16 protein-coding genes are annotated in these 18,222 nt (G+C 38.7%); 12 read left to right on the top strand and 4 right to left on the bottom strand.

Annotated elements, in window-relative coordinates; translation table 11 throughout:
• Positions 1-120: 120 nt before the first annotated feature.
• From AWW67_RS12420 to AWW67_RS12410, 3 genes are all read left to right on the top strand, one after another.
• Positions 121-1,026, top strand: a complete 906-nt coding sequence (locus tag AWW67_RS12420; RefSeq protein WP_062302221.1) for a sterol desaturase family protein — start codon at positions 121-123, stop codon at positions 1,024-1,026.
• A gap of 112 nt (positions 1,027-1,138) precedes the next feature.
• Positions 1,139-1,546, top strand: a complete 408-nt coding sequence (locus tag AWW67_RS12415; RefSeq protein ID WP_053222654.1) for a hypothetical protein — start codon at positions 1,139-1,141, stop codon at positions 1,544-1,546.
• A 40-nt stretch (positions 1,547-1,586) separates the two neighbouring features.
• Entirely contained in the window at positions 1,587-2,375 is a 789-nt protein-coding gene (locus tag AWW67_RS12410) for a TIGR00266 family protein (RefSeq protein WP_053222653.1), read from the top strand.
• Positions 2,376-2,446: 71 nt separating this feature from the next.
• Here AWW67_RS12410 and AWW67_RS12405 read toward each other — a convergent pair whose 3' ends face one another.
• Genes AWW67_RS12405 through AWW67_RS12395 form a run of 3 tightly spaced genes read right to left on the bottom strand, consistent with a single transcriptional unit; the run spans position 2,447 to position 7,156 of the window.
• Positions 2,447-4,321, bottom strand: coding sequence for an Nramp family divalent metal transporter (locus AWW67_RS12405; protein ID WP_062302121.1), 1,875 nt, complete (start codon positions 4,319-4,321; stop codon positions 2,447-2,449).
• An 18-nt stretch (positions 4,322-4,339) separates the two neighbouring features.
• Positions 4,340-4,837: a thioredoxin family protein gene (locus AWW67_RS12400; protein WP_062302119.1), complete on the bottom strand. Its 498-nt coding sequence runs from the start codon at positions 4,835-4,837 to the stop codon at positions 4,340-4,342.
• A 6-nt stretch (positions 4,838-4,843) separates the two neighbouring features.
• Complete coding sequence (locus AWW67_RS12395) at positions 4,844-7,156, bottom strand: TonB-dependent receptor (RefSeq protein ID WP_062302118.1); 2,313 nt, start codon at positions 7,154-7,156, stop codon at positions 4,844-4,846.
• Positions 7,157-7,279: 123 nt separating this feature from the next.
• On the opposite strand from AWW67_RS12395, the gene AWW67_RS12390 reads away from it, so the two are divergent.
• Positions 7,280-7,939, top strand: coding sequence for a metal-dependent transcriptional regulator (locus AWW67_RS12390; RefSeq protein WP_062302117.1), 660 nt, complete (start codon positions 7,280-7,282; stop codon positions 7,937-7,939).
• A 3-nt stretch (positions 7,940-7,942) separates the two neighbouring features.
• Here the strand turns inward: AWW67_RS12390 and AWW67_RS12385 are convergent, their stop codons facing one another.
• The gene (locus AWW67_RS12385; protein WP_062302115.1) at positions 7,943-9,568 is read right to left on the bottom strand and encodes a M1 family metallopeptidase; all 1,626 of its coding nucleotides are present in this window, start codon (positions 9,566-9,568) and stop codon (positions 7,943-7,945) included.
• 168 nt (positions 9,569-9,736) lie between these two features.
• Between AWW67_RS12385 and AWW67_RS12380 the strand changes: the two genes are divergently transcribed.
• From AWW67_RS12380 to AWW67_RS12345, 8 genes are all read left to right on the top strand, one after another.
• Entirely contained in the window at positions 9,737-9,988 is a 252-nt protein-coding gene (locus AWW67_RS12380; protein WP_053222647.1) for a hypothetical protein, read from the top strand.
• A gap of 99 nt (positions 9,989-10,087) precedes the next feature.
• Entirely contained in the window at positions 10,088-11,815 is a 1,728-nt protein-coding gene (locus tag AWW67_RS12375; protein ID WP_062302114.1) for a SulP family inorganic anion transporter, read from the top strand.
• Between the two features lie 52 nt (positions 11,816-11,867).
• Positions 11,868-13,277, top strand: coding sequence for an MBL fold metallo-hydrolase (locus tag AWW67_RS12370; protein ID WP_053222645.1), 1,410 nt, complete (start codon positions 11,868-11,870; stop codon positions 13,275-13,277).
• 95 nt (positions 13,278-13,372) lie between these two features.
• Positions 13,373-13,948: a YeeE/YedE family protein gene (locus AWW67_RS12365; protein ID WP_062302112.1), complete on the top strand. Its 576-nt coding sequence runs from the start codon at positions 13,373-13,375 to the stop codon at positions 13,946-13,948.
• Between the two features lie 10 nt (positions 13,949-13,958).
• Entirely contained in the window at positions 13,959-14,372 is a 414-nt protein-coding gene (locus AWW67_RS12360; protein WP_053222643.1) for a YeeE/YedE family protein, read from the top strand.
• Positions 14,373-14,377: 5 nt separating this feature from the next.
• Positions 14,378-15,727, top strand: a complete 1,350-nt coding sequence (locus AWW67_RS12355) for a hypothetical protein (RefSeq protein WP_141655451.1) — start codon at positions 14,378-14,380, stop codon at positions 15,725-15,727.
• Between the two features lie 9 nt (positions 15,728-15,736).
• Positions 15,737-16,762 carry a c-type cytochrome gene (locus tag AWW67_RS12350; RefSeq protein WP_062302109.1) on the top strand — a complete coding sequence of 342 codons (1,026 nt, stop codon included), beginning with the start codon at positions 15,737-15,739 and terminating at the stop codon, positions 16,760-16,762.
• A gap of 83 nt (positions 16,763-16,845) precedes the next feature.
• A complete protein-coding gene (locus AWW67_RS12345; RefSeq protein WP_062302108.1) occupies positions 16,846-18,198 on the top strand; it encodes a M24 family metallopeptidase in 1,353 nt (450 codons plus the stop codon).
• Positions 18,199-18,222 lie beyond the last annotated feature (24 nt).

The raw sequence follows: 18,222 nt of genomic DNA, 5'->3' as shown, positions 1-18,222 counted from the left end.
TTAAAGTGGTTAAATGAATTTTTGACCAATGAGTAAATGAACACTGAATGACATTATTGTGGAACTTTTATTTAACACAAAGGGTAAATGGTTATGTTAGTGGTTGCAGATAATATTGAAATGAACAAGTATTGGGAATTAGCAAAGGAGTCTTACAGCGGATATGCGAATTATATCTGGAATGAAATCACATTTCAATACGATTATAAGCCACTTTGGCAAAATTATTTTTGGGGTTTGATTCTTCTTTCAGTGTTCTTTTTTATTTGGGAATGGGTGAGGCCTTGGAGAAAAGAACAACCAAAGTTTAGAAAGGATTTTTGGCTCGATGCCTTCTATATGTTCTTCAACTTTTTTCTTTTTTCGCTTATCGTTTTTAATGCCCTTTCTGATGTATTTGTAAATCTATTCAACGACTTTTTAGGCATTTTTGGGCTTACCAATGTAGTAGCACTAAAGATTGAAGCCTGGCCTAAAATTGCTCAACTGTTTATGCTTTTCATCATTCGTGATTTTATTCAATGGTGGGTGCATAGACTTTTACATGCTTCGCCAAGGCTTTGGGAATTCCATAAAGTGCATCATTCTGTAGAACAAATGGGCTTTGCTGCGCATTTGCGCTATCACTGGATGGAAACGATAGTATATCGTACTATTGAATACTTGCCGTTGGCCATGATTGGTTTTGGTATCGATGATTTCTTCTTTGTCCATATGTTTACATTAGCAGTGGGGCATTGGAACCACGCCAATATTAATGTTAGACTAGGTTTTTTAAAATACATCTTTAATAACCCCAACATGCACATGTGGCACCATGCGCACGATTTACCTAAGGAAAGAAGAACAGGAGTGAATTTTGGGCTGACATTAAGCCTCTGGGATTACATCTTCGGAACAGCTTATATTCCGCATAGCGGCCAAAACATCAAACTTGGATTTCCTGGGGTTAAGAAATTCCCTAAAGGGTTTTGGGGTCAAATTTCTTATGGTTTTAGTAAAAAGAACACATCTGAAAACGGGTAACTGTACCATAGTGAAACAACCTCAGTTTAGTTAAAACAATGATTTTTTATTTTTTTCATCTGTTTTAGATCAATTTTTCAATTTTTTGGTTTATCATGGCAGAGAGAACGACATGAATAAACAGATAATTAGAAACGCCCAAAACGAGATTTTCTACGAGGCTAACCTCGATCAGGAGAACGGTTGGATCTATATCAACTGGATTGGAGATATAGAGTTAGAGGATGTTAAAAAAGGAACTCAAGCTTTTTTAGACCTTCTTGCAATTTCTGGCTGCCGAAAACTATTAAACGATAATAGTTTACTTACTAGTAATTTTTTAGAAATAAATGAGTGGATTGAGGCAAACGTTGTACCTGTGGCAGTTCAATCTGGCTTGCGTTATATGGCTCATGTACTATCTCCTAAATTTATTACACGTTTTTCTGGTATAGATTTAGGCTTACGTATGAAACCCGTTGAATTTCATGCTTTTAAAGAAAGAAAGAAAGCAGAGAAATGGCTTAATTCTAAAGAATGAGAATATTCCTTTTTGATAAATTTCAAATCAAATTTCATATATGAGATCGCACGAAATAGATTATGAATTGCATGGCGATGACATGCAGATGGTAGAAATAGAGCTTGATCCCCAAGAAACGGTTATTGCAGAAGCAGGAGCCATGAACTGGATGGAAGAGGACATTGATTTTCAGGCCAAAATGGGTGATGGTTCTGAACCAGATACCGGCATTTTCGGGAAATTACTAAGCGTAGGAAAACGAGTGCTTACTGGTGAATCCATTTTTATGACTCACTTTACGAATATGGGGTATACCAAACGTAAAGTGACGTTTGCAGCGCCATACCCCGGTAAAATCATTCCGATTGATTTAAACGAAATAGGCCAAAGCATTATCTGTCAGAAAGATGCATTCTTATGTGCTGCAATGGGAACAAACGTTTCTATTGCTTTTAATAGAAAATTAGGGGCTGGATTTTTTGGTGGCGAAGGTTTTATTCTTCAGAAGCTCCAGGGCGATGGAATGGCATTTATGCATGCTGGCGGCACGGTAGTAAAAAGGCAATTAAATGGTGAAACCTTGCGTGTTGATACGGGCTGTATCGTAGCATTTTCTCCTGGTATTGACTATGACATTCAGCGAGCAGGAAATTTAAAATCCATGTTTTTTGGTGGAGAAGGTTTGTTTTTAGCCACTTTAAGGGGTACGGGAACAGTCTATTTACAAAGTTTACCGTTCTCTAGGTTGGCCGACAGAATCATCCAACACGCGCCAAGAGCGGGCGGTTCTTCAAAAGGAGAGGGCTCTATTTTGGGAGGATTGGGAAGAATTATTGACGGAGATTAATATCGATCAAAAAAGGCATTAAATGGAGGTTTCCGCTTAATGCCTTTTTACTTTTTTATAGCCTGTTGCGATTAACTAATAATCAAAATAGGGATGCTTACTTTATGACGAACCACATCTAAAGTGGTTCCGAAAACCAAATCTTTAAGGCCTTTGTGGCCATGAGCACCCATTACAAGCATATCAATTTTACTCTCCTGCACAATTTTAACAATCTCTGTTGGAGCGCTACCAAAGCCTATTTTTTGCTCTGTTTTATAACCTAGCTCTTCCAACATTTCCTGATATTGTTTTAGGTTATCAATATCCAACTGGGTTTCGTTGTCTAAGGTATTCTTACCTAAATAACGCGCTGCCGCACTTTCCACTACGTGTATAAAAATATAAGTAGCCGATTTCCCTCCCTGCTTTAAAGCGTTTTGAATTACAAGTTGGTCATTCCCAGAGAAATCAATGGTGATTCCTATGTGCTTGTATTCTATCATTTTTCCTTCAGAAAAGTCTTCGGCTTTTCCGTGAGGCAAATGGTTGGTTTCTGTTTGTTCATTCTGCTCGTTCTTTTTAAGGAATGGATGAATAAATACATAAACCAATAGAGCAAGGCAAGCCACGGCTAGTGGAATAACAATCGTATAAATATAAATCTGATTATCTCCAGAGTTTACTGCCCAAGAAGTTATTTCATCAATAACTAGGGTAATGTTGAGATAAACAATAATGGCGGCAATTAACCATGCAAGCGCTTTAACCCAAGGTTTGATGGCAAATTCGCCCATCATTTTTTTATCTGAATTGAAATGAATAAGCGGAATTACAGCAAAACCTAGCTGTAAACTCAAAACTACTTGACTAAGAATTAAAAGGCTTCCCAAGGCTTCTTCCCCAAAATAAATAATAGTAAATAGGGCGGGAGCAATAGCCAGTAAACGCGTGATTAATCGCCTGAGCCAAGGCTGAATTCTTAAGTTTAAATGGCCTTCCATTACAATTTGACCAGCAAGCGTGCCCGTTATTGTAGAGCTTTGCCCTGCGGCAATTAACGCTATAGCGAAGAATGTTGGTGCAATATTGCCAAAGAGGTTTTCTAGTAGTAAAGAAGCGTCTTGTATTTCGGCTACATTATAAAAGCCGTTGGTATAGAAGGCTGCTGCTGCCAAAACTAGAATGGCAGCGTTCACAAAAAATGCCATGTTTAAGGCAATAGCAGTGTCTATAAAATTGTACTTAATGGCCTTTTTTAAACCCTGAAAGGAACGGTCTATTTTACGGGTTTGTACTAATGATGAATGTAAATAGAGATTATGTGGCATAACCGTAGCCCCGATAATTCCTATGGCTAAGTACAATGCATTTCCGCCAAGATCTGAAGGAACAAAACCTTTCACTACATCGCCATAAACAGGGGCTACAATTACCATTTGTATGATGAAAGAGACGCCTATGATGAAAACTAATGAAATTATAAACACCTCCATTACTCGCATTCCTCTTTTGAGTAGGAAAAGCAGCAGAAAAGTATCTAGGGCAGTAATACTTACTCCCCAAATCAAAGGCAAGTCGAATAGTAAGCTTAAACCAATCGCCATACCCACAATTTCAGCTAAATCACAGGCGGCAATAGCGATTTCAGCTAGAATATAAAGTGGAATATTAGCCCATTTTGGATAAGCATTTTTTGAAGCTTGCGCTAAATCTAATCCTTTCACAATTCCCAATCGGGCACTTAGCGACTGAAGCAACAGAGCCATGATATTGGACATGAGTAATACCCAAATAAGCTTGTAGCCAAATTCAGAACCTCCGGCAATATCGGTTGCCCAGTTTCCGGGGTCCATATAGCCTACGCTTACTAAATAGGCTGGGCCTAGAAATGCCAAAACCTTTCTCCAACCTTTTTTGTCGGTACGTACCGAAGAATGGACTTCGCTTAACGATTCTGAGTTCATATATTGATCAAGTATATTCTAATTTTTTAATATCTCAAGCATTTGTTGAGCATCTATATATTGAAAGTAGCGGGCTTTAGCCTCGAAATTCTGATCTAACAAAACCATTGCAGGCAATGAAAATGGCTTCCCTTTTCTGCTGGCCATCATCAGAGGAATTTCATGAACAGACTTCCGCTTATTGATATTTTTATTCTTGAATTCGGTATTGCCAAACACAATAGTTTCCTCCGATTCAATATCCATTTTCACTACGTAATAGTCGTTCTGTAAAGTCTCAATCACCGATTCATCCTCAAAAGCAACGCGCTCCATTTTATGACAATAGGTACACCAATCTGCATAAAAAAAGACAAATACTTTTTTAGGCTTCACTTGTAGAGAATCTTCTAATTGCTCAAAATTAAGCCAATTCACCTGACTTGTCTTTTGTGCAAACAGCCCATTATCAGTAATGCTGGTTGTGCTGAAGCAAATTAAGAATATGATGAATATGTTGAGAGCCTTCTTTACCATTCTCACCTAATTGGATTTTACTTTTAGTCCGAAGAAAAAGGTACGAGGTAAGCTTGGCCCATAAACGTAATTGCTATCACGGTTTTTACCAAAGTCGAAATCGCTTTGATAGGCATCGAATACGTTTTTGATTCCCCCAAAAAACTCGATACCTGTTTTGATTTTAGGCAAGTCTACCATATGCCCAAGCCTTATTCCTAACTCAGTAAAAGTAGGAGAGGTGAAGTATTTGTCTTCATTGTTCCCTGTAGCTGCACCTCCAAAATGAACCAATTCCATAGCGCCTGTATAAATCAAGTTTCCGCTTAACGACCAATTTTTAACGGGTGTATAAGTAAGTGTAGCATAGCCATAATGGTTTGGAGTTCTTAAAAATTCTCGCTTTTTAGGCAAGCCTTGAATGTTTTCAACGGGCGAAGAAAACAAGCTCGATTGGAAAGTATACCCAGCATCCACTTCAAAAACATAATCGAAATTTGCTCTAGTTTCTAAGGTAATTCCGCGTACGGTGGCGCCATCACCATTCCGTTTTTCGAAACGTTCACCAAATGCGTCTGTTCCTAATGGGGCAAGGAAAAATGCGTCATTTAAATTGGTGTAAAAACCTTCAAGAGTGAAGCCTGCAATAAAATGTTCGGTAGCTTTATCGTAATTGAAAGAGGCAGTTAGGCTATTTGAACGTTCTTCTTTCAGGTTATCGGTCAATGAAATTCTTGAAATTCCGCCACCCGCAAATGCAATATGAAGGTCGGCATCAAAGGCCTGAGGTGCTCTAAAGCCGGTTCCCCAACCCAACCTAATTTGGGCAGTAGGCTGTAATTTATACAGCAGCGATAGCCTTGGACTAAAGATGGCCTTGTTTAGCATATTGTGCTTGTCGAGCCTAAATCCTGAAAGGAAATTTAACTTTGGAGTCACGTCCCAGTCATGCTGAACAAAGGCGCCAATGTTTCTGGTGGTTTGATTTACAAGGTAATTGTAAGCCTCAATTTCATCATAGACCTTGTCATAAACATATTCGGTACCAAAAGTTAAAACCGCGTTTCCGCCTAAAAATTCATCGAACCTATTATTCATTTGAAGACCTCCTTGATGAGTGACTACATCCGAAACTCCATAAGGCGGGCTGGCCAGAAATTCATTTAACTCATCATCATCATCAGGAATGATGCCCGTGTAATGTTGCCGATCAGTTTTTTGACCACCATAGTAAACGATGAAAGAGTTTTTATTGTCGTTGAAGTTGATCTGATAATCGAGGCTGCCCATAAAAACATTATGCGTGCGCTCCTCAGACTGTTGGGCCAAATGTGCAGGCTTATTTACCATTTCTCCGCCATAGCGAAATTCATTAATGCTGCTTAGGCTTATGGAAAGCTTTTGGTCCTCGGTAGGTAAATAGAAAAGATTTGTGCCGAAGGAAGTATTCTTCAATTCAGGTGCTTCCGAAAAATTATCATCATTGGCATCAAATGCTTGTCTGGTTCTGTTGTTCACAAAGAATGTTGCTCCAGCGTTTTCATCTTCGTTAATTAAAGTGGCGTTTCCGGAAAGAATATTGTCGGCAGCTTGGCCATCAATACTTTGAAAGGTATTGGTAAGGGTATATTCATTTCGATCTGGAATTTTGGTAATCACGTTTACTGTACCGCCAATCGCACTTGAGCCATATAGGGCCGATACACCGCCTCGCACCACCTCAATCCGGTCTATCATGTTGGCCGGAATCTGTTCCATTCCATACAGTCCAGTTAATGGACTGAATATTGGGCGACCGTTGATGAGGATTTGAGAATAACCACCTTGTAAACCATTCATTCTTAATTGAGTATAGTTGCAGGTTTGGCAATCCGTTTCTATTCTTAAACCAGGTTGAAAGCGTAACCCTTCCGATAAATTTGTAGCAACAACCCTGTCCAATTCTTTACTGTCCATCAGGTTTACAATTACAGGCGTATTGATTTTCCTTTTGGCGGTTCTGGTACCCGTTACTACTACTTCATTAAGGTTTAATTTACTTTCTGTTAAGAATACCTCAATTGACAGTGTTTTTCCGTCAGTGATTTCAATGGCTTGGTTAAAGTTTTCATAGCCAACAGAACTAACCGTTAAAGTGTATTGGCCATTCGGTACTTTTTCCAATTTGAATTTACCGCGCGCATCTGTACTTGTTCCTATATTAGAATTTGCTAGGATTACGGTGGCGTATGGAAGTACGTCATATTGATCGCGAACAGTGCCAGAGATTGTTCCTGTTTGTGCAAATGAAGTTGATTGTAAGCAAATTCCTAAAAGCGTAATCAGTATATAATGCTTCATAAAATGGAGGTGCTAGAGTAATCGATTTTATTAATTCGATATGCAAAACTAATATGTTAGAGTCTTCTAACAAATTTTATCAAAACAAATTTTATACTTTTGCTTTCACAGAGACGAAAAGACATGGCTTCACAAACTGAGGAAAATTATTTAAAGGCATTATACTCGCTATCTGTTGGGAAAATTGAGGTCAATATTTCCGAATTAAGCGCTGCCCTTAACGTGAGTAATCCCACCGTAAACAGCATGGTGAAAAACCTTAAAACTAAGGGCTTGGTGAAGTATGAAAAGTACAAGCCACTTTCGCTAACGGAAAAGGGGAGAAAGGCTGCTGCGTTAATTGTTCGTAAGCACAGACTTACCGAAATGTTTTTGGTAGAGAAAATGGGATTTGGTTGGGAAGAAGTACATGAGATTGCTGAGCAACTAGAGCATGTTAGCTCGTCCAAACTGTTCGATCGAATGGATGAACTAATGGATTTTCCTTTGGTAGATCCGCATGGTTCGCCAATACCCGATAGGAATGGTAATATATCCGAATCGGCTTATGAACCCCTAAGTAAATTTAGTGTAGGCCGAAAAGTTAAACTTGCAGCCCTTGGTCATTCTTCTACTGAATTTTTAAAATTTCTGAACAGCCGTGAACTTAGTTTAGGCACGGAGATAGAAATCAAATCTATTGAGCCTTACGATGGAAGTATGGTTTTAAGTTATCAAAACCGCGCTTCTGAAACTTTCACACAAGCTGTGTGCGAAAGTTTATTAGTAGAAAGAGTGGGTTAAACCTTACTGCTCGACTTCCTTTTTTGTTACGTAATAGTTTCGATCTACTTCTACTGTTTGAATAGCGCTATCGAACTTTTTAGTCTGTGCTTTTGTGGATGGCTTTACTCTTACCTTTTTGCCATTGACTATAATATCAAGTGGCATATTAAACCCACTAACACCTTTCTTCCACTGGTATGTAAGTTGACTTCCTTGAATGCTATATTCAAACTCAGGAATTTTAGTGTCTCTTAAATATTGGTCAAAGACTTTCGACAAGTCTGTTCCTGCCTCTTTAGAGATGTAATTTTCAATTTGCGCTGTGGTTACGGTTTGGTGGTAGAATTCTTTATTCAAGCCTCTTAATATGCCTCTCCATTTTTCATCATTGTCAATAATGGTTCTGATGTTGTGGAGCATATTGGCGCCTTTGTAGTACATATCGCTAGAACCAGAGGCATTCACATTATATGGACCAATTATCGGTTTATCGTTCGCTATGTTTTTACGAATTCCAACTACATATTCTTGGCTCGCTTCCTTTCCAAAATGATAATCAACATATATGTTTTCTGAATAGGAGGTAAAGCTCTCGTGAATCCACATGTCGGCTATGTCTTTATAGGTTATATTGTTGGCAAACCATTCGTGACCAGACTCATGAATAATTATAAAGTCAAATTTCAATCCCCAACCACTTCCGCTTACATCACGCCCTAAATATCCATTTGCGTATTTATTGCCGTAGGTTACCGAACTTTGGTGTTCCATACCCAAATAAGGCACTTCTACCAGTTTGTAGCTGTCTTCATAAAAAGGGTAAGGACCAAACCAGTGCTCAAAGGCTTCTAACATCAATGAAGCTTGTTTAAACTGTTCTTTGGCCTTGTCTAGGTTATCGCGCAGTACATAGTAATCACAATCCAATGGGCCATTTTCTCCATTGTAAACTTCAGAAAAGTGAACATAGTCGCCAATGTTCATATTCACTCCGTAGTTGTTAATGGGGTTATTCACAAACCAATTATAGGTTTTGGTTTTGTCTGCATTTTGATCTACCGACCTTAATCTACCATTTGAAACATTCATTAAATGTTCTGGCACGGTAATACTGATTAGCATGCTGTCTACTTCATCGTACATATGGTCTTTATTTGGCCACCACAGGCTAGCTCCATCGCCTTGACAACTGGTAGCGATAAAATCTAAACCGTTACTGTCCTTCTTCCATGTTACACCACCACTCCAAGGTGGGTTTTTACTGACTACAGGGTTACCTTCAAATTCGATTAAAATCTCGTTTACGCTATTTTTAGTTTGCTTTCCAACAAGTTCTATGAAATAAGCATTGCCCTCTTGTTCTACCTTAAGTGGTTTTCCTGCTTGAGTTACTCTTGTGATTCGCATAGGAGACTGCAAGTCGATTTGCATGCGCTGAGCTGGTTTTAGCACCTTGTATTGCACAAGGTTTGAGCCTTTCAAAAACTTATTGTCAATATCGGTTTTAATGGAAAGATGATAATAGGTCAAATCCCACCATGCTCTTTCGGGTGTTATGCTTCCGCGAAGCGTATCTTGCCTAGTAAAGTTTTGAGCATTCAGCGATACAGATATTACAAGACTGAAAATTAAAAAGGTAAATCTCATGGCTTTAATTTTGATCGAAATTAAGAATTATTGGGCTTATTTTTCAATTCGACTAAAGTGTAAAAATGGAATAAAGTAATTGTCAATTATTCTACCCAATTTGAAACGGGTTTTCGCACGTTTTATGTTAATGAGAAAACTTATTAAGCCCTAACTGCTGATCTTACTATGCTTACTTCTTTCGAAACTAAAATTCATGAATGCTTCATTGGTAAGCAGTTTTCCAAAATCACTTTTTTTAATGAATACCGAGAGTTTTATTCTGTAGATGCACTAATAAAAAGTATAGGTCAGAGCGAAGCAGGCGAAACTATTATTCTGAGTACTGGGGTTGAAATCCCTTTAGACAAAGTGATTAGCATTAACGGATGCTACGCTGAAAATTATAAACATATTGAAGATTTTACTTGCGACTGCTAGCCCTATGTAACATAGGTTACATAGCCAATTCATTTCTTTTAACTTTGGTTATCTTTGTTCTGCAATCGGGTAATTCAACACTCGACAAACTAGCATTCAGTGATTAGAAGATTATTTCCTATTCTTAGTTGGCTTCCGAATTACCAGAAAGAAAATCTGAATGGTGATGTTTTCGCTGGATTAGCAGTTGGTGTAATGTTAATTCCTCAAGGCATGGCTTACGCTATGATTGCGGGTTTACCACCAGTATATGGTTTATATACTGCCATTTTCCCTCAACTGATTTATGCTATTATGGGCACTTCACGCCAATTGGCAGTTGGCCCCGTAGCGATGGATTCTTTATTGGTAGCTTCTGGTATATCTATTCTGGCTACAGAAGGAACTGAAACCTATTTGGCCTTCGCTATACTACTTGCCTTTTTCGTAGGCGCATTACAGTTTTTATTGGGGGTTCTAAAAATGGGGTTTATTACCAATTTGCTTTCAAAGCCAGTTATCAGTGGGTTTACCTCTGCAGTAGCTTTCATCATTGCGCTTAACCAGCTGAAAGATTTAATAGGGGTGGAGTTGGTAAAGAGCAATCGCAGTCATGAAATTCTGATTTCCGCAATCAAAAATATTGGGAGTACCCATGTATTGACTTTAGTTATTGGCATTTTAGGAATTATATTAATCAAGGTTATAAAAAGTTGGAATAAGAAGTTGCCAGGTGCTTTTCTGGCTTTAGTACTTGGTATTGCCGCGGTTTATGGGCTTGGCCTTCACAATCAAGGAGTAAGTATTGTAGAAAACATTCCATCTGGTTTACCTCAGTTTATAATTCCTGACATTACATTATCACATTTCAAAACACTGGTGCCTTTGGCGGGTACATTAGCCGTTATTTCATTTATTGAAGCTTATTCTGTGGGAAAAGCCATGGAGTCGAAAGCGAAGAGTTATAAGATTGTTCCAAACCAAGAACTGATTGCCTTAGGAGCTTCCAATATGTTCGGTTCATTCTTTCAAGCCTTCCCTGCCACAGCAGGCTTTTCTCGATCAGCTGTGAATTACGAATCTGGTGCTAAAACACCATTGGCAGGAATTATCAGTGCGGTAATTGTAACGCTTACATTACTATTCCTAACTCCTTTATTTTACTATTTACCCAAGGCCATTCTAGCTTCTATTATTATGATTGCGGTGGTCAATTTGATAGAATTTGCTTACCTCAAATACCTTTGGCGAACAAGTAAAATGGAGTTTGCGCTAATGCTAATTACCTTCTTGGTTACTTTTAGTTTTGGCATGGTAGAAGGTATCGTTACTGGAGTGGCACTGTCAATCTTGCTATTACTTTTTAAAGCCGCAAACCCACATATGGCTGTTTTAGGTAGAATAAAAGGCTTTACAGAATACCGAAATGAAAAAAGGTTTAAAGATTTAGAATCTTGGGAACACCTACTTATCATCAGAATTGATGCCCCATTTGCTTTTGTAAATATTCAAACCATTAAAGAATGGGTTTTGAATGAAATACAAAAGAGAGAAGGAAAACTAAAAAAAGTAATAATAGATGCAGGCCCAGTATCATACATTGATGCCACTGGCATTGATGGCATTCGTGACTTGATTGATACTTTGAAGAAGAAAGAAATAGAGTTGATTTTTTCGGAAGTAATTGGTCCAGTGCGCGATGCCTTCCACAGAAATCACTTGTTTAGCGAAAAGGCTTCTGAAATTTTCTTTATGACTACCGATGAAGCTGTGACATATTGTATATCAGAGGATTTTAAAAATCAGCACGCAAATTTAGCCGTGCAAGCGAACGAAAAAACATTGTAATTGTTAAAAATATAGTACTGATAAAGTACAATGAAAAGGAAAATATAAAGAGATGAAAATAGATCAAATTTACACAGGGTGTTTGGCTCAAGGAGCCTACTACATTGAAAGCAATGGAGAAGTGGCTATTATTGATCCGCTTCGTGAAACTCAGCCTTATATTGACAAGGCGGCAAAAAATGGAGCAAAAATTAAGTATATTTTCGAAACGCATTTCCATGCCGATTTCGTTTCTGGCCATTTAGATTTGGCCAATAAAACTGGTGCTACCATTATATATGGCCCAAATGCAACAACCAGTTTTGATATTCATGAGGCCAAAGACGGTGAGATTTTTGAATTGGGAAATGTGAAATTTAAAGTGCTACATACTCCAGGCCATACTCAAGAGAGCTCAAGTTATTTATTGATAGATGAGAATGGAAAAGAGGTAGCGCTATTTAGTGGAGATACTCTCTTTATTGGTGATGTGGGTAGACCCGATTTGGCGGTTAAATCTGATTTAACCCAAGAAGATTTAGCGAGCATGTTGTTCGATAGCCTTCGAAATAAAATCATGACTTTACCTGACGATGTAATTGTTTATCCAGCACACGGTGCAGGCTCGGCTTGTGGTAAAAACATGAGTAAAGAAACTTCTGATACATTGGGGAATCAAAAGAAAATGAACTACGCTCTTCGCGCGAACATGACACGTGAAGAATTTATTAAAGAAGTTACCACAGGTATTTTACCTCCACCGCAATATTTCCAGAAAAATGCAATGTTGAATAAAACAGGAGTTTCTGGATTAGACGAAATTCTTGAAAAAGGAAGTGTTCCTTTAGATGTTGATACTTTTGAAGCCATTGCTAACCATCAGGAAGCATTAATTTTAGACACCAGAAATCAAGTTGATTTCAAAGATGGATTTATTCCAAATTCTATCTTCATTGGTATAGATGGAAGTTTTGCCCCTTGGGTGGGTGCTCTAATTACCGACTTAAAACAACCGATCATTTTCTTGGCCGATGAAGGCAGAGAAGAAGAAGTGGTAACTCGTTTATCAAGAGTAGGTTATGATAACACATTAGGTTACTTAAAAGGCGGAATCGAGGCTTGGAGAAAGGCAGGAAAAGAGATTGACACGATTGAGTCTATTCCGGCTACTCAATTGGCAGAAGAATTTAAGTCTGGTAATTTGAATGTGCTTGATGTTAGAAAACCAACAGAGTATTCTGCTGAACATATTGATGGTGCTGAAAACGTAGCTCTTGATTACATTAATGAGAATATGGATAAAATCAGCAAAGACAAAACCTATCACATTCATTGTGCGGGAGGTTATCGCTCTATGATTTTCTCTTCAATCCTTAAGTCTAGAGGTTTTGATAAAGTGATTGATGTGGCAGGTGGTTTTAAAGCCATAAGCGAAACCGATTTACCAATCACAAATTTCGTTTGCCCTACAACGCTTAAATAACTAAATAAAGTTTAAAACAGCATTCTTCCGGCTACTTTTGATCTCTACTAGATCAAGGGTAGCTGGTTTTATTTTTTACTCACGTCAGATTTCTTATGAATAATATTATTGAGATTGTTAGCTCTCCTTGGCCATGGTGGATTGCAGGTCCGGCTATTGCATTATTAATGTTTGCATTAATTTATTTCGGAAACAGCTTTGGTTTTTCTGCAAACTTCAGAACCATCTGTTCCATGTTTGGCGCAGGCAAGTCATGCGATTTCTTCGATTTCGATTGGAAAAAACAAACCTGGAACTTGGTGTTTGCCATAGGAGCTATTTTGGGTGGATTCATTGCTAGTCAATACCTGTCTTCCGGTGATGCTATTGCGCTTTCAGAGAAAACCATAACTGAACTTCAAGGCTACGGATTAGAAAACCCTGGTGCCGACATTGTGCCAATGTCCATTTTTAGTTTCGAGTCACTGTTCACACTGAAAGGATTGATATTTATTGTTTTAGGTGGTTTCTGTGTTGGGTTCGGAACACGCTATGCGGGCGGCTGCACCTCAGGGCATGCCATTTCAGGTTTGAGCGATTTGCAGCCTGCTTCTTTAATCGCTGTCATTGGTTTCTTTATCGGTGGACTCACCATTACCTACTTTATTCTTCCTTTAATATTACCTGCTTAAATTACTGATAATGAAATACTTTAAATATTTAATATTAGGTACTGTATTCGGTATTGTACTTACCAAGGCAGAATTAATTTCATGGTTCAGAATTTATGAAATGTTTCGTTTTCAGTCGTTTCATATGTATGGGGTTATAGGCTCTGCTGTAGTTTTAGGAGTGATAATCACTCAAATTATCAAGCGAACCAAAATGAAAGATGCCAAGGGCGAACCTATTGTCATAGCACCAAAGAAACTCTCTATTTGGCGTTACTTACTTGGCGGAATCATCTTTGGTTTTGGTTGGGCGTTAACCGGAGCCTGCCCAGGCCCTATGTTTATTTTGGCTGGTAATGGTGTGTTTGTTATTTTCGTGGCCATCGCATCGGGGCTTTTGGGCACTTTTGTTTACGGAAAAATAAGACATAAACTACCACATTAGAAACTATGAAACGGACTCGTTCTTTATTTTTGATTTGCTTTTTTAACCTTCCATTTGTTACAGCTTTAGCCCAAGAAGGAGAAAGGGAACGTGGTTTTTGGTCTGGATCAGTTACCACCCGCTACATGCAAACTTCCAATAAAGGAAACTTAGAGGATTTCTCTATCCTAACATCTTATGGTAAAGTTGGCTATCATATTAAGCTGCGCGACTGGCTTAAATTTGGGGTTTCTGGAAATGGATTGATTCATTATGGTACAGACGGAATTGACAAAAGAGATCAAACAACAGGTTCAGGGCCGATTTATGAAGCCAACCTTTGGAACAGTAGGCTAATGTCTGGCTCAGCAGAATTTAGTTTACCTGAACTTTATCTCGATTTTAAGTTTGATAGTCATTTGATTAGAGTAGGAAGGTTTATCGAAGACTCACCAACCATAAATGGCGAGGGCTGGCCATTTCCAAATGCACTAAAAGGGCTTTGGTATAAATATCAACCCCTAGTAGGTTTTAATGCCGAAGCCGCATTTATTGACAGAATTGCCTCTCGATTTTCAGGAGATTTCGAGAATATTGGTAATACCATAGGGGCCGGAGGCCTTGGTGTGGGAACAGACGGCAGCGGTAGTCAATACTGGACAGCTACTAATTCCAATTTTGTAGCCATCACAAAATTAGGCTACCGATTCTCGGGTGGTCTAGATTTAGCATTTTGGAATTATTACACCGACAATATTTCGAACACAATTTTTACAGAAGCTAAATTTGATGTAGGAGAGGATAAGGATTGGCATATTGCTGGTCAGTTTATTTACCAAACCAAAGTAGGAGATGGAGGGAATAATTCTGGCATTCTTCAGTACAAGCAAGATGAATCTGCGAGTGGTTTTGGGTTTATGGTAAAGAAGGACATTTCAAAAAGCGCTTTGTCTTTGGCCTTCACAAGAATTGGAGATGGAAGTCGACTACTTTTGCCTAGAGAATGGGGGAAAGAGCCTTTCTATACTTTCCAAAGAAGAACTAGAGTGGAGGGGATTAGTGATGTTACAGCTGTAGTTGTGAAATGGGAAAGTAGTTTAGATCAAGAAAACTATAAGCTTAATATGTTTTCAAGTTTAGGCTACCACAGTTTACCAAATCCAACAGATGCTTCTAAGAATAAATATCAAGTACCATCTACTGCTCATTTAGATGGTTCAATTAAGTATAGCCCTAAAAATAAGTTACGTGGTTTTTCGGCAGAACTCTATGTGGCCGGACGATTTTTGGCCGGAGAAACGGTTTCAAATTCCGCTTATCTAATTAATCGTGCCGATTTCTTTCATTCTGACTTGATTTTGAGTTACATTTTCTAAAATTGGAAAATGAACCCTATTGAAGGAATAAAAGCGATTAGTCAAATACTGAAACTGATATTGTCGGTTTTAGTAGTTCTAATTGTTTTTGTTTTGATGCTTCAATTTAATCCAGAAGCATTTCGCTCAAAAAAAGTAGACCCCGCCAATTGGAAACCCCGCTCAGTACTTACTGATTTAGAAGGCGAAAGTCAGGCTTCATTGATTAGGTTTGGTCACGAATTGATCACCAAAACCCCACAGTATATTGGGCCATTGTCGGCTGACGAAAAAAAGCGTTTGGCAGGCAATAATCTCACCTGTCAGAATTGTCATTTAGAGGCTGGCACCAAACCTGGTGCTGGGTCTTTTGTTGGAGTTTTTAACCGATTCCCACAGTTTAGAGGGAGGGAAAATAAAATAGGTACTCTTGAAGAGCGTATCAATGGCTGTATGCAACGTAGCATGAACGGTGATTCATTACCTGAAACCAGCTTAGAAATGAAAGCCATGATTGCTTATATCAAGTGGCTGAGTGAAGATGTGCCCGAAGAAAAAGTGGATATCTATAAAGGCTTTGTTAAGGTCGAATTACCGAACGTAAAGGCTGATTTGTTAACTGGGAAAACTATTTATGAAAAAAATTGTGTAAGCTGTCATGGTGCCGATGGTCAAGGGGTAAGACTTAATGAAAACAGCCTTTATCAATACCCACCACTTTGGGGCAATGATACCTTTAATGATGGCGCTGGAATGCACAGAGTAATTACCGCAGCAGAATTTATAAAGGGTAACATGCCATATTTACAAGCCACTTGGGATAACCCTGTTTTATCCGATGAAGAGGCTTATCATGTAGCGGCATATATCAACAGTTTCGACCGACCAGAAAAGGCGAATAAAGAGCTCGATTTCCCTGATAAGAAACTTAAACCTGTTTCCACACCTTATGGTCCATGGACAGACGCTTTTTCCGCTGAGCAGCACAAATATGGCCCATTTCAACCCATAATGGAATATTACGAAAAAGAGTTTGGCATGAAGAAATCGAAATAGTAAGAAGGATTCTTTAGTCTACAATGGTTTTAGGTTTTGTGTATAGTGGAAATCTGTATAGCTTTAGGAAACAACCTTAAACCATGAAGAAATTTCTGACACTTGCCTTTCTGGCCTATGCCATTTCATCCGCACACGCTCAAGCCAATAGTACTCACATTCTTTCTATGAAAGACAGGGCCGAAACTATTGATCGGTTACTGGAAGATAAAATTCAGAATTACCTCCCAAGCATCATGAGAAGAGAAGGGGTAGATATGTGGGTAGTGATGTCTCGTGAATACAATGAAGATCCCGTAATCAAGACTTTATTGCCAGCAACTTGGCTAGCGGCCAGAAGAAGAACAATTCTAATCATGTTCGATCGTGGGGAAAAGGAAGGAATTGAATCGATTGCCGTAGCCCGTTACGATGTAGGCTCAAGCTTTAAAAGTGCTTGGAACCCTGAAGAACAACCCGACCAATGGGCAAGAGTAGCTGAAATTATTCGTGAAAGAAACCCAAAGAAAATTGCTGTCAATAAATCTAAGTATTTTGGAATTACAGACGGGGTAGTAGCCACCGATTTAGAAGAGTTTACTGCTGCTTTAGATAAGAAAGATCAAGCAAAAATCATCTCGGCAGAAAAAGTAGCTATTGGTTGGTTAGAAACCCGGACAGAAGCCGAAATGGCAATTTATCCGCATATCGTTCGAATTTCACACATGATTATCCAAGAAGCCTTCTCCGACAAAGTGATTACCCCCGGAGTAACAACTACTGAAGATGTAGTGTGGTGGATGCGCGATAAAGTGGTAGAACTTGGTCTTCAAACATGGTTTCACCCCACAGTTGATGTACAAAGGGCCGATCCAGAAAACTTTGATCATTTACGCACTTTTTCTAAACGACCAGAAAAGAATGTTATACTTCCGGGCGACCTTTTGCATTGCGATTTCGGAATTACTTACTTAAGACTCAACACTGACCAACAGCAACATGCCTATGTTTTACGCCCAGGTGAAACAGAAGTACCTCTATATTTACAAACAGCATTTAAAAATGGAAATCGCCTTCAAGATATTTTCACCAATAATTTTAAAGAGGGAAGAACCGGCAACGAAGTATTAAAAATGTCTCGCGAACAAGCCATTGCTGAAGGGATTAAACCTTCAATTTATACCCATCCAATTGGGTATCATGGTCACGCATCAGGCACTACCTTGGGTATGTGGGATTCGCAAGGAGGCGTACCAGTTACAGGCGATTACCCTTTGCATCTTAATACTGCCTATTCAATTGAATTGAATGCTGCAACATATATTCAAGAATGGAAAAAAGAAATTCGAATAATGTTGGAAGAAGAGGCCTTTTTCGATAAATCGGGTGTTTGGTACATTGATGGTCGTCAGAATGAAATAATGACCATTCCAAGGTTGCCAGCAAGATCTAAATAAGTCTTAAGTTGATTAGTTTCAGCA

Origin of the sequence: Roseivirga seohaensis, from assembly GCF_001592945.1 — a bacterium.
Taxonomy (GTDB): Bacteria; Bacteroidota; Bacteroidia; order Cytophagales; family Cyclobacteriaceae; genus Roseivirga; species Roseivirga seohaensis.
Note: the sequence above shows the minus strand (reverse complement) of the source record. Positions and strands in the feature narration are given on the sequence as shown.

What these genes read in the sequence shown, in the direction of transcription:
- AWW67_RS12420 (WP_062302221.1), top strand. Translation starts at nt 121, where the DNA reads ATGAACAAGTATTGGGAATTAGCAAAGGAGTCTTACAGCGGATATGCG.
- AWW67_RS12390 (WP_062302117.1), top strand. Translation starts at nt 7,280, where the DNA reads ATGGCTTCACAAACTGAGGAAAATTATTTAAAGGCATTATACTCGCTA.
- AWW67_RS12400 (WP_062302119.1), bottom strand. Translation starts at nt 4,837, where the DNA reads ATGGTAAAGAAGGCTCTCAACATATTCATCATATTCTTAATTTGCTTC.
- AWW67_RS12385 (WP_062302115.1), bottom strand. Translation starts at nt 9,568, where the DNA reads ATGAGATTTACCTTTTTAATTTTCAGTCTTGTAATATCTGTATCGCTG.
- AWW67_RS12360 (WP_053222643.1), top strand. Translation starts at nt 13,959, where the DNA reads ATGAAATACTTTAAATATTTAATATTAGGTACTGTATTCGGTATTGTA.
- AWW67_RS12355 (WP_141655451.1), top strand. Translation starts at nt 14,378, where the DNA reads ATGAAACGGACTCGTTCTTTATTTTTGATTTGCTTTTTTAACCTTCCA.
- AWW67_RS12395 (WP_062302118.1), bottom strand. Translation starts at nt 7,156, where the DNA reads ATGAAGCATTATATACTGATTACGCTTTTAGGAATTTGCTTACAATCA.
- AWW67_RS12350 (WP_062302109.1), top strand. Translation starts at nt 15,737, where the DNA reads ATGAACCCTATTGAAGGAATAAAAGCGATTAGTCAAATACTGAAACTG.
- AWW67_RS12415 (WP_053222654.1), top strand. Translation starts at nt 1,139, where the DNA reads ATGAATAAACAGATAATTAGAAACGCCCAAAACGAGATTTTCTACGAG.
- AWW67_RS12405 (WP_062302121.1), bottom strand. Translation starts at nt 4,321, where the DNA reads ATGAACTCAGAATCGTTAAGCGAAGTCCATTCTTCGGTACGTACCGAC.
- AWW67_RS12345 (WP_062302108.1), top strand. Translation starts at nt 16,846, where the DNA reads ATGAAGAAATTTCTGACACTTGCCTTTCTGGCCTATGCCATTTCATCC.
- AWW67_RS12380 (WP_053222647.1), top strand. Translation starts at nt 9,737, where the DNA reads ATGCTTACTTCTTTCGAAACTAAAATTCATGAATGCTTCATTGGTAAG.
- AWW67_RS12410 (WP_053222653.1), top strand. Translation starts at nt 1,587, where the DNA reads ATGAGATCGCACGAAATAGATTATGAATTGCATGGCGATGACATGCAG.
- AWW67_RS12370 (WP_053222645.1), top strand. Translation starts at nt 11,868, where the DNA reads ATGAAAATAGATCAAATTTACACAGGGTGTTTGGCTCAAGGAGCCTAC.
- AWW67_RS12365 (WP_062302112.1), top strand. Translation starts at nt 13,373, where the DNA reads ATGAATAATATTATTGAGATTGTTAGCTCTCCTTGGCCATGGTGGATT.